Consider the following 13,189-nt stretch of genomic DNA (forward strand, 5'->3'; position numbering starts at 1 on the left):
GGATTGCGTGTGCCTTTTTAAAACACATCTTTTAATCCTAAAATTGAAAAAAATCAACAAAAACCATAATGGATGAAAAAGAAAATCGCCTAAAAATAACTTTTTAGACGACCTCTTTTATTAATGAAACTCTGTTTTGAAAATTTGTGTAGCAATGCCTTCAAAATAGATGGTTGAACTAACACTTTTTTTAGCGGGATTTAAGGTTTAATGCCTCTTGAACTTGTCCCGAGGATCATTTATTTATATTGATTTGGTAAGCGTTGTTAGAAGTTTTGGCTTAGACTTTATGCATAAATAGGTCGTTTACTACCAAAGAATTTTGTCCAGAATTATATTTACATCGATTAGGATGATGCTAAATGCTCCTGTCACAATAATAAGTTTTAGAATATTATGTAGCCATACATAATGTGTTTTCTTTTTTGATATCCATAAAGCAAAAAGAAATATGATCAAAAACAGGATGCATAATAAAAAGTAGAGATACATAAATCCAATTTGATAGCGGGTAAGTAATAGGTAAATAGGAATACCTGAGATTAAAATTAATGTGCTGATAATTTGCTTAGAGGTTTTTTCTCCATAAAAAATAGGAATGGTTTTATAGTTATGTGCCAAATCTCCTCTTAGGTTGCCTAAATCTTTAACAATTTCTCTAATAATAAGAATTAAAAATAAAAAGGTGGCATGTACAAAAATAACTTCATCAAAGTTTTTATAATAGATAAATATGGCAAAGAAAGGGGTGATGGCCAATAGCGCTGCCATAACATTACCCACTACAGGAAACTTTTTGAGTTTATGAGAGTAGAACCAGATAGCAAAAATATAGAGCGAAAAAAACATAACTGCTCTAAACGAAACATAACTGGCACATACTACAGATAGAAAATTAAGTATGAAATACCCTGTAAGTTTGGTGCGCTGACTAACCAGGCGATCCAGCATAGTTTTTTGTGGTCTGTTGATTAAATCTTTTTCCTTGTCATAAAAATTGTTAATAATATATCCTGCAGCAATAACACCAGTAGAGGCAAGGACAATTACAAATAAATTAGGATCCAGAAGTATATGTCGTAAGTCAATATGAGAAGCCAGAATAAATATAGAAGTAAAGTACTGTGCAAGTACAATGATTAATATATTATACCCTCTTACTACAGAAAACAGGCTTAATAATTTTAGAAGTACGAGTTTGTTTCTGCGGGTAAGCATAAGAAATGCTTATTAAAAATTATAAACAACCTCCAGCTTATAATCTTTGAGTGAAGCTTGTGCTTTATCGAAATCCTGTGTAAACCCTAAGATATAACCTCCACCACCAGAACCGCATAATTTTAGGTAGTAATCATTACTTTCTATACCCTTTTTCCAAAGTGTATGAAATTTCTTTGGAATCATAGGTTTAAAATTGTCTAAGACTACATGAGAAAGCTCTTTGATATTAGAAAACAATGATTTGACATCTCCTTTTAAGAAGTCTTCGACACAGGCATCCGTATATTTAACAAATTGATTTTTAAGCATGTTTCTAAAACCTTCTTGTTTCATGCTTTCCATAAAGATATTTACCATAGGAGCCGTTTCTCCAACCATACCACTATCTAGTAAAAAAACAGCGCCTTTTTTGTTTTCGACACTTTGCGAAGGTATTCCTGCTGGCTCTATATTATCTTTAGAATGTATAAGAATAGGTAAGCTTAAATAACTATTTAATGGATCCAACCCAGAGCTGCTACCATGAAAAAAGGACTCCATAAGACCAAATATCTCTTTGAGCTGTATGAGTTTATCTCTGGTAAGGTTTTCTAGCACAGTGATTTTTTTGGTAGCATATTTGTCATATATAGCAGCAACCAACGCACCACTGCTTCCTACGCCATATCCTTGTGGGATGCTACTATCAAAATACATTCCAGCATTAACATCGGTGTGTAGCTTTCCAAAATCAAAGGTAGCGATCCTTTTATCCTCAATACTTTCTAGATAGGTCACAAATTTTTTTAGACTTGCATTGGATTGCTGTGCCTCTTCATTAGGCTGTTCACTTACTTTTAATGCGCCTTTAAAAAAATTGTAGGGTATTGAAAGACCTTTCGAATCTTTAATGATACCGTATTCTCCAAACAAAAGTATTTTAGAATAAAATAATGGTCCTTTCATTGCTGTTAGTTGGTTGTATAATTAGTTAGTAACCTTAATTTATATAAAGTTACACTATTTTTGCTCCGAATCCTATTTTGTCGCAAATATACTGCCCATTCTGACAATACGCAACTAACTCCTTAGTAATGAAGTCTAAAACTTGTTCTTTTTCACTATTTGGATACAAAACATGTACATTAGCACCAGCATCTAGTGTAAAACAAACTTTGGATCCCGTTTGTTTACGATACTCCCAAATTTTTTGGATAACCGATAAAGTGTTTGGTTTCATGAGTATAAAATAAGGCATAGAGGTCATCATCATTGCGTGCAATGTAAGCGCTTCACTTTCTACAATCTCTATAAAAGTATTTAGATCACCACTACTTATGGTATCCTTTAATGTAGAGATGTTACGAGAGGCTTGTTCGAATCGTTTTGCGGCAAAAGGGTGCCCATGCATAAGATCATGCCCTACGGTACTACTTACTTGTTTTTCGCCTTTATCAATTAATAAGATCGTATCTTGGTAGGCTTCAAAGTTTGGGTGTACCGTATACGGAAATTTAACAGCAAAAGAATCACTGCTTCCCAAAATATCATTATGTTCTCCCCAAACGGTAATGGGGCCTTCGATACTTCGACAAGCACTTCCAGACCCTAATCGAGCAAGAAAAGATGCTTTTTTTAATAATTGTGAATCTGTAATAGTTGGGCTTATCTCTTTTTCTAGTAGCATCAAGCAATAAGCCAGAGCGCTCATTCCACTGGCAGATGAAGCAATTCCACTACTATGAGGAAACGTATTACTGGTTTCTATAGTAAATGTATACTGTTTTAAAAAGGGGAGATATTCCTCTATCCTCTCAAAAAATGCTAATATTTTAGGTTTAAATTCGGGTTTAGGTTTTCCTTCAAAAAAAAGTTCGAAATCAAAATCATTTTTAGTATCTTCCTTTTTTTTATAAGTTAGACGAGTAGTAGTTTTACAGCTTTCCAGTGTAAAACTTATAGAAGCATTTTCTGGTAATTGAACTGGTCGTTTACCCCAATATTTTACTAAAGCAATATTACTGGGAGAAGTACATGTAATATGTCCTTCTTTGGGTAATTCTGAAAGTATAGAAGAACTAAATTCGGAATATTCCATCATTGTATGTAATAATTTTGAACAAAGATAAATGCTCTAGAAGAGTTTAAGTACATTTGTAGCGAAAATAATTGCTATTTTAGTGTTACACTAACTAAATTCAATGAAAAAGAGGTTTTTACGTATTATTATATCTATTTTAGCATGTGTTTTGATAGGTTTTTTAAGCAGTTTGGCTTCAAAAACGTCACTAGACACATGGTATGCTTCTATACAAAAACCTTCTTTTACCCCCCCTAATTGGATTTTTGGCCCGGTATGGATTTTACTCTATGTTTTGATGGGTATTTCGGCCGGAATTGTTTGGAGCAAAGGTTTTTATCATAAATGGGTAAAAACTGCGTTATATCATTTTGGATTTCAATTGCTGCTTAATGCAGCGTGGCCAATATTTTTCTTTGGATTGCAAAACCCATTAATCGCACTGCTGGATATTGTAGCTCTTTTTATCCTGTTATTATTTACGATTAAGTGGTTTACGGTGGTTAATTCTGTCGCTGCATATCTATTGATCCCATATGTCGTTTGGGTTGCGTTTGCAACTGCATTGAATTTTGGTGTATGGCAACTAAATTAAATGAAGAATACCGAATAGGATTTTTTTTATGAGTAAAAAAGCAATAGTCTTACAGACTACACTCGAGTTAATAACAAAACAAGGTATCAATGCTACGTCGCTTTCTCAAATCATTAAAGAATCGGGTGTAGCAAACGGAACCGTTTACCATCATTTTAAAAATAAAGAAGAAATCATCACCGAGTTGTATTTGATGCTTACTCAGGATTTTGGAACAGTAGTAATGCGTAACATCCCAGAGAATGATATAAAAAAGCAATTTACAGTAATGTGGCTTAACTTGTTCTATTACTTTGTAAATAATCCGCTGGCATTTATATTCTCTGAACAAATTGCACGTTCACCAGAAATACCTCAATCCTTAAAAGATAAAGCCAGGCAATATTATGGAGATATCGAAAGTTACTTCAAAAAAGGTGTAAAAGAGAAAGTATTTAAGTCATATAATACTCTGGTGATGGAAGAATTGTTTTTCGGAAATGTAGTGTCTCTGGTGAAAATTCACGAAAATGAGCAGGTAAAACTTCAAGAAAAACATATCAATCAAGCGATTGAAATCTCTTGGAGAGGTTTTTTAAAAGACCAAACCATTATTCAGTAACTTAAGAATTAAAAAATTGGTTATAAGCTTGCCGAAGGAATTCCTTCGACAAGCCAGATATCACACATATGCATACTTTTTAAGGTTAAGTTATGCTATTTCCTATAAGAACAGCGATATTAATTAAATACAATATTTACGCAAGAATCTTTATACAGATCCTTTAGTACATACTGTACTGCTTTTTTAGAATCACTTGTTTGACCAATTTTACCTCCTTTAAGGGTAATTTTTCCGGTGTTTTTATTCCAGTAATATTCATTGCTCTCTGACTTAACAATGCGTTTTTCGTTTTTGGTCATTACCTGAAAAGCGTTTAATTCCTGGCTATATTCTATTCCAGAAGGAAAATATACTTCGGTAACAAATTTGGTAGTTCCTTTTTCATACATATAGCAAATACATTCTCCAATGTCTTTGGCTTCGGAAACACGAACCATATTGTTTTGTACTATTTTCCAAGTACCTTTAACACGCACAACTACCATGTTCATCACCATGGTTCCTTTTTCGGCCAATCGATTATCGACAGAAGATTCAAAATTGATAATAGCAGAAATGGTACCGGCTATTTCTTTCTGATTCTGAAAGATGATTTTATCCAATGTCAGTTTAAAACTGTAATTATTATCGTTAATAATATCATCTAGTTGAGAAGAGATATCTCTTTTTGAATAATCTTTTCTTACCAGAGCTCCTGATAAGTTAACATAAACCGTGTTTCCGCTATATTTTCCATCAAATAACTCAAGTACATCCTCTTTTTGGGTTCCTTGGGTCAGTGCATTCATTTTATTGATATAATCAACCAGAAGCTTTTTTACGGGATCTTTTTCGTTAAACTCTTTACTGTATATAACGTTACTAAATAAGAACATTAGCAAAAGAACAAGGGTAATTTTTTTCATACTGTATGAGGTATTGGTTTGCCCTAAGAAGATACGAAAAATTACCCTAAATAACTAAATAACAGGGGTGTATTTTGGGTTTAGATACTTAAGTCAAGCAATTTAAGTACGGTTTTCAAGTTTCTGGTGGTCGCTTGTGTTTTTAGCTTTTTCTCAAAAAAATTGTTGCTCAGTTTTGTTTTTCCGTATCCAATACCCGCATAAAAATAAACTGCTTTGTGAGTGATAACGAATTCTTCACCTTCTTGAGAGTTTACGATAATCTCTTTTTTAGCATGGGGATCTGGTGGAGTTGATAATAAGGTAAAGTACATTTTTTTACTGTCTATTTCTCCAATAGTTATACGATGAGCAAAAGGATTGTTATTGTAAATATCTGCTAAAGTATCATGTGTAAGTACAAGTATAGGGACTTCAAAACCAAATTGTTGTTGGATTCCTGTAGAGATAGATTGACTCAATACGGTAACGTCAGTTTTCTGAGATTTAAAAACAATATTTCCACTTTGTATATAAGTGGTAACAGAAGTAAATCCCATATCTTCACATAGTTTCTTTAGAGTAACCATTTTGATCTTTTTTTGTCCGGCAACGTTAATTCCGCGAAGTAAAGCTATGTAAGTGTTCATCGGTGGTTTTTTACAACAATTTAGTTTTTTGCCTCATTAGGTCTTGTAGAAGAACTAAAAGGAGGTTTTTGGTTTTACCATTATATATGTTAAAAATACGGGTCGTGCTTAACCTGTTAAAGTATGTTTTTTATTCCTTTTAATGTTTGATTTCAGAAATCAACTACACTTTAGTTATTGCTTGTGCAGCGATAAAAGCTCCTGTCCATGCATTCTGAAAATTAAAGCCCCCTGTGATGGCATCGATGTTTAAAACTTCTCCTGCAAAATATAAATTTTGATGCGTTCTGCTTTCAAAAGTTTTAAAGTTCACTTCTTTAAGGTCTATACCTCCGGCAGTTACAAATTCTTCTTTAAAAGTGCTCTTTCCATTAACGTTAAAAACTGCTTGAGTAAGTTGCTCTGCTAGCTTTTGCAGCTGTGATTTGTTGGTGTCTGCCCATCGAGTATCATTTTTGATGTTGGCTGCAATTACCAAACTTTGCCAAAGCCTTTTAGGAAGTTCAAATTGTTTGTGTTTGTAGATTTGTTGTTTGGGGTACTGCTCTTTTAGAGTTTTAAGTTCGGCAACAATTTCGTGGGTAGCATAGCCGGGTAACCAGTTTACTTGTATTTCGAATTGATAGTTTTTGGCATTTAATTCGATGGCTCCCCATGCCGACAACTTTAATATTGCAGGGCCACTCATTCCCCAATGTGTAATTAGCAGAGGCCCCTGACTGGATAATTTTGATTGTCGAACTTTTACCGAAGCTTGTGTTGCAACTCCTGGTAATCCCTTAATCCTAGCATCTTTGATGTTAAAAGTAAATAAAGATGGCACTGCAGAAACCGTTTGGTGTCCCAGTTCTTGTAAATGATTCCATATTTTTGGATTACTACCTGTAGCAATCATTAGTTTGGAGGTGTTAAATACTCCTTGGCTGGTGTCCACAGTCCATTGTCCGTTCTTTGGGTGAAAATCTTTAACTGCATGACCTGTAAGGATGGCTATGTTTAGTTTTTTGGCTTCGGATAAAAAACAATCAATAATCGTTTGCGAGGAGTCAGAGACAGGAAATATTCTTCCGTCATCCTCAATTTTCAATTCGATTCCTCTATTGTCAAACCATTCTATAGTGTCACCAGTCATAAAAGTATGAAATGGTCCTTTTAGTTCTTTTTCACCTCTGGGATAGTTTTTGCTAAGTTCACTAGGGATAAACTCGGCGTGGGTGACATTACATCTTCCTCCACCGGAGATACGTACTTTTGATAATACTTCTTTTCCTCGTTCGAGGATTGCAATCTTAAGTTCGGGCTTGTTTTCGGCAACGTTGATAGCTGTAAAAAAACCAGCCGCACCCCCGCCAACAATAATCAAATCATAGTTCATACTGCAAAACTCGTAAAATCTGTTGTGATTTGATTGGTTTTTGATGGCATTTGTATTTAATAACGATTAAAAAACCTAATATCGACTTTGACTATGTCACTCCTAAGTCTGTGAAGTATGTTTTTTGTGAGTATTAACTAACAACTCTCAACTAACAGCCAAACCATGCACTACATTTGTGTTTTTAACGTTGTTTCTCTCTATATATGAATAGCAAAGAACGGAAAAATGTTACTTTTACATATATTTAACATTATAAGGGAGTAACAATTTGTTGTCTTAGTACATACACCTATGAATACTATCGAAGATCAGAAAATTTTAGAAGGTATCAAAACCGGAGATGAGGTCGTTATTACAGCATTTTATAAAAAAAATATGCCTTATATTCGACGATATGTGCTTCAGAATTCGGGTAGCGAATTAGATGTAGAAGATGTTTTTCAGGATGCGATGGTGTTGATTTATCAGAAACTAAAAGTAGAGCAAATAGAACTGTATGCTTCATTGCAAACTTATTTTTATGGAATCTGTAAAAATATTTGGAGAAATCGCCTCCGAAAAAATAATAAGATGGTGAGTGCAGAAGATTTGCTAGAAGCTGTAGAAGCTCTAGATCCCGATATTGTTGAAGAAATAGAGAGAAATGAAGAGGCTCATGTATATCGCAAGCATTTTGTGAATTTAAGTGAAGCTTGCCAAAAAGTACTTAATATGGTTTTTAATGGTAAGAGTATGAGGCAAATTGCAGAAAGTACTGGCTATACAGAAGGATATGCCCGAAAGAAGAAATTTGAATGTAAAGAGCATTTAATAGAAATGATTGAAAAAGACCCCTTATATAAGGAATTAAAAGAACCAATAGAAAAAAACTAAACTGATGAAATGTATGAATGGTAGAGGGGTAAACCCCTATACCAGTAATAAATTTCATATAACAATGTAAAAAGACAGATACGCAAAATTGCAAAGTGATTTTGAAGTTATTCAAAATCGAAAATTATAGGAATAGATAACGTCTTATGCTTCAAACAACTTGTGATTTCTATCTGATTTTTAATATAAATTAGGTAACAAATGGAACGTACCCCAGAATTATTCGAAAAAATAGAAGACTATCTGCAGGGTTCCTTACCCCAGGAAGAACTAGTGACTTTTGAACAGGAAATGGAGAAGAATGACGCATTAAAAGAAGAAGTAGCAATGCATAGAGCGTTACATACTACTTTGCAAGATGCAGATACCATTGCTTTTAAAAATAAGTTAAAGAATATTAGTGCGCATATTAGATTAGATGAGGCACCTGATGTGGTGTCTATTAGACCCAACAGAGATGGTTTGTACTATAAAATGGCAGCAGTTATTGTAGTACTGTTTGGTATTGGTACATTGTTGTATACCAGTAACTCTGCTCAACATGCACTAGATTTGTACGGAGCTTATTATGCTCCTTTTCCGGTAGAGGATATGACACGAGGAGAGACAAGTATAGAAGTGCAGGATATTATCAAACAATATGGTAAGGGGATTTATGATTCTGTGGTAGTTGCTTTGGAAAAATATCCAAACATAAGAGAACAACAACCGTTATCATTGTATTTGGGGAATAGCTATTTAAATATAGATCAGGAAGAGAAAGCGATACAGCAATTTGAAAATGTTGAGGATACAAAATATCTGGAAGTAGCACAATGGTATTTGTCACTTACCTATTTAAAACTAAACAAAACAGCCAAAGTAGAAGAGTTACTTTTAGAAATCATTGGCTACGATGGGACCTATAAAAGTAGGGCCACAGAATTGCTAGAACTGTTAGAAAAAAAATAAGAACACTATATAGATTGTGTTTGATTTCACTTTGTTTATTACAAACATAATTATATAAAAACCCCAAAGGTCTTCGAAACCTTTGGGGTTTTTATATATCAAACTTTTTGATACCATTTTCTAATGCAAAATTGAGTTTAATTATAAGTATGTATGAGGGTGTTTACGTGTTGAACTTGAGTAAATTATGAAAAAAAGTAGAAATGCGTAAAAAAGTACAGTTTTGAGGTAACATTACTTTTCTTCCAGACATTAACTTATAAACCCCACATAAAAATTGATTTAATAATTCAATCTTAAGTAAAGGAAAATTATGAATGGTATCATCAAACACATTGAGCTTATAGAACGTATTGATCAGTTAATTCGTTTACAAGCGACAGGAACGCCCTTAGAGTTAGCGTCAAAATTAGGCGTTTCGAAAACTAAATTGTATCGTATTATAAGAACTATGAAACTATTAAATGCTCCCATAGAGTATAATATTGCTTTGCAGAGTTTTGTATATGCGCAGGCGGTAGGGTTCGAATTTGGCTTTTTTGCAAAAGACAGTAGTACCAAAAATGTAAAATCACTCGCTTAAATATAAGCCTACAATGACCGGATACTTTTCTATTTTTGTTGAGTATCTCGTGGGCTTGTCCAGAGGATTTTTATTTGAATGCTGAAAAACCTGTGATATCTAATCCTGTAATAAGCAGATGGATATCGTGGGTTCCTTCGTAGGTAATCACGCTTTCCAGATTCATCATATGGCGCATAATGCTATATTCACCAGTAATTCCCATTCCGCCAAGAATTTGTCGTGCTTCTCGAGCAATATTTATAGCCATTTCGACATTGTTGCGTTTTGCCATCGATATTTGCGCACTGGTAGCTTTGCCTTCGTTTCTTAATACCCCCAATCGCCATGCTAATAATTGGGCTTTAGTGATTTCGGTAATCATCTCTGCTAGCTTTTTTTGCTGTAGTTGTGTTGCTCCTATGGGTTTGTCAAACTGGATTCGTTCTTTGGCATACCGTAAAGCAGTGTCATAACAATCCATAGCGGCACCAATCGCACCCCAGGCAATACCATAACGTGCAGAATCCAGGCAACCAAGAGGTGCTCCCAGACCATTTTTACCGGGTAATATATTTTCTTTAGGAACTTTTACATTGTCAAAAATTAGCTCTCCGGTTGCAGAAGCTCTTAGTGACCATTTGTTATGCGTTTCGGGAGTAGAAAATCCTTCCATACCACGCTCTACAACCAATCCGTGAATTCTACCTTCCTCATTTTTGGCCCAAACCACAGCAATATCAGCAAAAGGTGCGTTAGAAATCCAGAGTTTGGCACCGTTAAGAATCACATGATCTCCATTGTCTTTAAAATGGGTGGTCATTCCGCTTGGATTGGATCCGTGATCGGGTTCTGTAAGCCCAAAACAGCCAATAAACTCTCCAGAGGCCAGTTTGGGTAAATATTTTTTTCGTTGTTCTTCGGATCCGTATTTCCAGATTGGATACATAACTAACGAGGATTGTACCGATGAAGTAGATCGTACTCCAGAATCTCCTCGTTCTATTTCTTGCATGATTAACCCATAGCTTATTTGATCGAGCCCTGCACCTCCATACTCTTCTGGGATATAAGGTCCAAATGCTCCTATTTCTGCAAGCCCCTTAATAATCTGAGTAGGAAACTCGGCACGTTGTGCAAACTCTTCAATAATAGGAGATACTTCTCGCTTTACCCAACTTCGGGCCGCATCCCGAACCATTTTGTGTTCTTCACTTAATAAATCATCAATTTGGTAATAATCAGGTGCTTGAAATAAGTCTGGTTTCATCTGTTTCTATTTTATTGTTTTAGAGATCAGGTGTAATTTGCCAATAACCATTTCGATTGGTATAGACGAAATAGCGATGGCTCATTTCATGTTTTTTTGTGTTTCTCTAATGCGGTTATAACAAATGTAGGTAATGAAAAAGGAGCAAGCAATTTTTTTGACATTTTTAAGAAGTGACTAATCACAATAAATAAAACAACAATTTTTTAAGATCCTAAAGGTAGATTTGTGTATTAATTCCACTGTTTAGACTTTTCTTCTACACATAAAAAAATACAACTTGGATGAGTTAATGTTGTGAATATGTGTGGTGTTGTGTTGTAATTTGTTGTTTTGTAGTGGGTTGAGTGGATTTGTGATTTCTTTAACCTTGGTTGGCATAATTATTCTATTCTAAGATGGTATAACAAATAAAATAAATGAAACAGATGAAAAATTTAGTTGTATTAATGGTATTCGCATTTGGATTATTAGTAGGAACTCAAAATATCTATGCCCAGAAAGAGGTTTCTAGTTTAGAAACAAAAGTAGTTGCTCCACCAGTTCAGGAAAAATTTGTAGAACTGGCAACAGAAAATTTACCACAAAAAGTATTAGATGCAGTAGCAAAGGATTTTGCAGGTGCAAAAATTGAAAAGGCAGCTGCAAAAGAGGATGCTTCAGAATTTAAATTGATATTGAAGCAAGGAGAAAAAGAAATGGAAGTATTTTGTGATGCTGATGGTAATTGGATCAAGAAAAAGTAAAGAGCTTTAATTTAATGTAATATAGATTAAACTTCGTAGAGTGATTAAATTAGAAAAAGAGGGCTTTTTGTAGACTCTCTTTTTTTATGGGTTATACTTTTGTTTGTTGCAGAATGTATACGTTAAAAATAAACAGTGTTGAGTTACATTTTGAGATAAAAATCTTTGGTAAGAAGTGTATAATCGTCGGTATAGTTATGGCGTGAGTTTTCTATTATTAATTCGTTAATTTCACATGATTTTTCTTTATGACGACCAAAAAACAGTAAGCTTCTTTTAATCTCTGATGTGGGAGTGCCTTTTACCCGAGTTATTTTCTCAGGATATAGTTTGAGTTGGTTCGCAAGGGTAACAATCCTTTGTTCTTGTTTGTAGGGTAGAATTAATGCCAAATTACCGTGATCAGATAATAGTTTAGTCGCACCGGCTAATAAGTGTTCAAAAGGTAAAGCATCCTCGAATCTCGCCATGTCCCTTTTTTTATTAGAAGTTTTGTAATCTTCTGCAAAAAAAGGAGGGTTACTAATGAGTAGGTCATATTGCTCATCAATTTCTGCAACAAATTCCTGAAATGAAGCGTGATAGCAAAATAAACGATCCCCCCAAGGAGAAGATTCAAAGTTTTCTACGGTTTGCTCATAGGCATCGGTGTCAATTTCTATTGCATCTATAACCTCTGCATAAGAGCGTTGTGCTGCCATTAATGAAATAATCCCGGTACCTGCACCAATATCTAATATGCTGGCCGTTTCTTTGGGGATTGGTGTCCAGGCTCCTAATAACACCCCGTCAGTACCAATTTTCATAGCACATCGATCTTGCTCAACCGTAAATTGTTTAAAAACGAAAGGGGCGTTCATAAAATGGTTTTTTATAAATAAAGATCAATCAACCCTTCTGGAGTGGTTACCACAATTGTTTTTGATGTACGATCTACTTTTTCAATAAATTCATCATTCATAGGAATAAGTATTTCTACACCCTTACGATCTATTTCGAACAGTGCCTGAGCGGTAGAGTCATTTATTGCCTTTATGATCCCCACTTCTCCAAAAGAAGTGTCTTTAATAGTAAATCCAATAATTTCGTGATAATAAAATTGATCTCCCTCTAGTTTTGGTAATAGAGTGAGTGGAAGATACAATTCTACTTTCATAAGATCGTCTGCATCTTCTTCAGAATCAATATCCTCAAATTTTACGCGTAGTAAATCACTTTTGTGTAAAGTGCATTTTTCAATAAAAAATGGAACCAGATGATTGTTATAATTAACAAAGACTGATTCCATTTTTGTATAACTTTCAGGTTCATCGGTATCCAATTTTATCAATACCTCACCTTTAAAACTAAATTTACTTACGACTTTACCTAGATAGAAGCATTCTTCTTTCTTCAT

General features: G+C 34.3%; 15 protein-coding genes. 6 read left to right on the forward strand and 9 right to left on the reverse strand.

The annotated features are described in order from the left end of the window. Positions 1-309: 309 nt before the first annotated feature. From ABW636_RS03985 to ABW636_RS03995, 3 genes are read right to left on the reverse strand one after another with little or no spacing between them, the layout of a single operon-like run. Positions 310-1,218, reverse strand: coding sequence for a geranylgeranylglycerol-phosphate geranylgeranyltransferase (locus ABW636_RS03985; RefSeq protein WP_367588660.1), 909 nt, complete (start codon positions 1,216-1,218; stop codon positions 310-312). Between the two features lie 12 nt (positions 1,219-1,230). After that, entirely contained in the window at positions 1,231-2,166 is a 936-nt protein-coding gene (locus ABW636_RS03990) for a mevalonate kinase family protein (protein WP_367588661.1), read from the reverse strand. A gap of 49 nt (positions 2,167-2,215) precedes the next feature. Then, positions 2,216-3,298, reverse strand: coding sequence for a diphosphomevalonate decarboxylase (locus ABW636_RS03995; protein ID WP_367588836.1), 1,083 nt, complete (start codon positions 3,296-3,298; stop codon positions 2,216-2,218). 103 nt (positions 3,299-3,401) lie between these two features. Here ABW636_RS03995 and ABW636_RS04000 point away from each other — a divergent pair, with 103 nt between their 5' ends. Both ABW636_RS04000 and ABW636_RS04005 read left to right on the forward strand, forming a co-directional pair. After that, the gene (locus ABW636_RS04000; RefSeq protein WP_367588662.1) at positions 3,402-3,875 is read left to right on the forward strand and encodes a TspO/MBR family protein; all 474 of its coding nucleotides are present in this window, start codon (positions 3,402-3,404) and stop codon (positions 3,873-3,875) included. A 28-nt stretch (positions 3,876-3,903) separates the two neighbouring features. Beyond that, positions 3,904-4,476, forward strand: coding sequence for a TetR/AcrR family transcriptional regulator (locus ABW636_RS04005; RefSeq protein ID WP_367588663.1), 573 nt, complete (start codon positions 3,904-3,906; stop codon positions 4,474-4,476). Positions 4,477-4,595: 119 nt separating this feature from the next. Here the strand turns inward: ABW636_RS04005 and ABW636_RS04010 are convergent, their stop codons facing one another. The 3 genes from ABW636_RS04010 to ABW636_RS04020 all read right to left on the reverse strand — a co-directional run bounded on the left by ABW636_RS04010 (position 4,596) and on the right by ABW636_RS04020 (position 7,388). Next, the gene (locus ABW636_RS04010; RefSeq protein WP_367588664.1) at positions 4,596-5,384 is read right to left on the reverse strand and encodes a hypothetical protein; all 789 of its coding nucleotides are present in this window, start codon (positions 5,382-5,384) and stop codon (positions 4,596-4,598) included. An 80-nt stretch (positions 5,385-5,464) separates the two neighbouring features. Beyond that, entirely contained in the window at positions 5,465-6,013 is a 549-nt protein-coding gene (locus tag ABW636_RS04015; RefSeq protein ID WP_367588665.1) for a DUF1697 domain-containing protein, read from the reverse strand. A 163-nt stretch (positions 6,014-6,176) separates the two neighbouring features. Beyond that, positions 6,177-7,388 carry a BaiN/RdsA family NAD(P)/FAD-dependent oxidoreductase gene (locus ABW636_RS04020; protein WP_367588666.1) on the reverse strand — a complete coding sequence of 404 codons (1,212 nt, stop codon included), beginning with the start codon at positions 7,386-7,388 and terminating at the stop codon, positions 6,177-6,179. 294 nt (positions 7,389-7,682) lie between these two features. Here ABW636_RS04020 and ABW636_RS04025 point away from each other — a divergent pair, with 294 nt between their 5' ends. The 3 genes from ABW636_RS04025 (at position 7,683) to ABW636_RS04035 (ending at position 9,798) form a co-directional block, all read left to right on the forward strand. Continuing rightward, positions 7,683-8,264, forward strand: a complete 582-nt coding sequence (locus ABW636_RS04025) for an RNA polymerase sigma factor (protein WP_367588667.1) — start codon at positions 7,683-7,685, stop codon at positions 8,262-8,264. 201 nt (positions 8,265-8,465) lie between these two features. After that, a complete protein-coding gene (locus ABW636_RS04030; RefSeq protein WP_367588668.1) occupies positions 8,466-9,215 on the forward strand; it encodes a tetratricopeptide repeat protein in 750 nt (249 codons plus the stop codon). A 313-nt stretch (positions 9,216-9,528) separates the two neighbouring features. Beyond that, entirely contained in the window at positions 9,529-9,798 is a 270-nt protein-coding gene (locus tag ABW636_RS04035) for a hypothetical protein (RefSeq protein ID WP_367588669.1), read from the forward strand. 70 nt (positions 9,799-9,868) lie between these two features. Here ABW636_RS04035 and ABW636_RS04040 read toward each other — a convergent pair whose 3' ends face one another. Beyond that, entirely contained in the window at positions 9,869-11,047 is a 1,179-nt protein-coding gene (locus ABW636_RS04040; RefSeq protein WP_367588670.1) for an acyl-CoA dehydrogenase family protein, read from the reverse strand. A 428-nt stretch (positions 11,048-11,475) separates the two neighbouring features. Here ABW636_RS04040 and ABW636_RS04045 point away from each other — a divergent pair, with 428 nt between their 5' ends. Next, positions 11,476-11,793 carry a hypothetical protein gene (locus ABW636_RS04045; protein WP_367588671.1) on the forward strand — a complete coding sequence of 106 codons (318 nt, stop codon included), beginning with the start codon at positions 11,476-11,478 and terminating at the stop codon, positions 11,791-11,793. Positions 11,794-11,936: 143 nt separating this feature from the next. On the opposite strand, the gene ABW636_RS04050 is transcribed toward ABW636_RS04045, so the two are convergent. Beyond that, complete coding sequence (locus tag ABW636_RS04050) at positions 11,937-12,653, reverse strand: tRNA1(Val) (adenine(37)-N6)-methyltransferase (protein WP_367588672.1); 717 nt, start codon at positions 12,651-12,653, stop codon at positions 11,937-11,939. Between the two features lie 11 nt (positions 12,654-12,664). Then, positions 12,665-13,189: a ribosome maturation factor RimM gene (rimM, locus tag ABW636_RS04055; protein ID WP_367588673.1), complete on the reverse strand. Its 525-nt coding sequence runs from the start codon at positions 13,187-13,189 to the stop codon at positions 12,665-12,667.

This window comes from Aquimarina discodermiae (assembly GCF_040786235.1).
In the GTDB taxonomy this organism is placed as follows: domain Bacteria; phylum Bacteroidota; class Bacteroidia; order Flavobacteriales; family Flavobacteriaceae; genus Aquimarina.

Excerpts from the sequence above, each read along its gene's own strand:
- ABW636_RS03985 (WP_367588660.1), bottom strand. The coding sequence starts at position 1,218 with ATGCTTACCCGCAGAAACAAACTCGTACTTCTAAAATTATTAAGCCTG.
- ABW636_RS03990 (WP_367588661.1), bottom strand. The coding sequence starts at position 2,166 with ATGAAAGGACCATTATTTTATTCTAAAATACTTTTGTTTGGAGAATAC.
- ABW636_RS03995 (WP_367588836.1), bottom strand. The coding sequence starts at position 3,298 with ATGGAATATTCCGAATTTAGTTCTTCTATACTTTCAGAATTACCCAAA.
- ABW636_RS04000 (WP_367588662.1), top strand. The coding sequence starts at position 3,402 with ATGAAAAAGAGGTTTTTACGTATTATTATATCTATTTTAGCATGTGTT.
- ABW636_RS04005 (WP_367588663.1), top strand. The coding sequence starts at position 3,904 with ATGAGTAAAAAAGCAATAGTCTTACAGACTACACTCGAGTTAATAACA.
- ABW636_RS04010 (WP_367588664.1), bottom strand. The coding sequence starts at position 5,384 with ATGAAAAAAATTACCCTTGTTCTTTTGCTAATGTTCTTATTTAGTAAC.
- ABW636_RS04015 (WP_367588665.1), bottom strand. The coding sequence starts at position 6,013 with ATGAACACTTACATAGCTTTACTTCGCGGAATTAACGTTGCCGGACAA.
- ABW636_RS04020 (WP_367588666.1), bottom strand. The coding sequence starts at position 7,388 with ATGAACTATGATTTGATTATTGTTGGCGGGGGTGCGGCTGGTTTTTTT.
- ABW636_RS04025 (WP_367588667.1), top strand. The coding sequence starts at position 7,683 with ATGAATACTATCGAAGATCAGAAAATTTTAGAAGGTATCAAAACCGGA.
- ABW636_RS04030 (WP_367588668.1), top strand. The coding sequence starts at position 8,466 with ATGGAACGTACCCCAGAATTATTCGAAAAAATAGAAGACTATCTGCAG.
- ABW636_RS04035 (WP_367588669.1), top strand. The coding sequence starts at position 9,529 with ATGAATGGTATCATCAAACACATTGAGCTTATAGAACGTATTGATCAG.
- ABW636_RS04040 (WP_367588670.1), bottom strand. The coding sequence starts at position 11,047 with ATGAAACCAGACTTATTTCAAGCACCTGATTATTACCAAATTGATGAT.
- ABW636_RS04045 (WP_367588671.1), top strand. The coding sequence starts at position 11,476 with ATGAAAAATTTAGTTGTATTAATGGTATTCGCATTTGGATTATTAGTA.
- ABW636_RS04050 (WP_367588672.1), bottom strand. The coding sequence starts at position 12,653 with ATGAACGCCCCTTTCGTTTTTAAACAATTTACGGTTGAGCAAGATCGA.
- rimM (WP_367588673.1), bottom strand. The coding sequence starts at position 13,189 with ATGAAGAAAGAAGAATGCTTCTATCTAGGTAAAGTCGTAAGTAAATTT.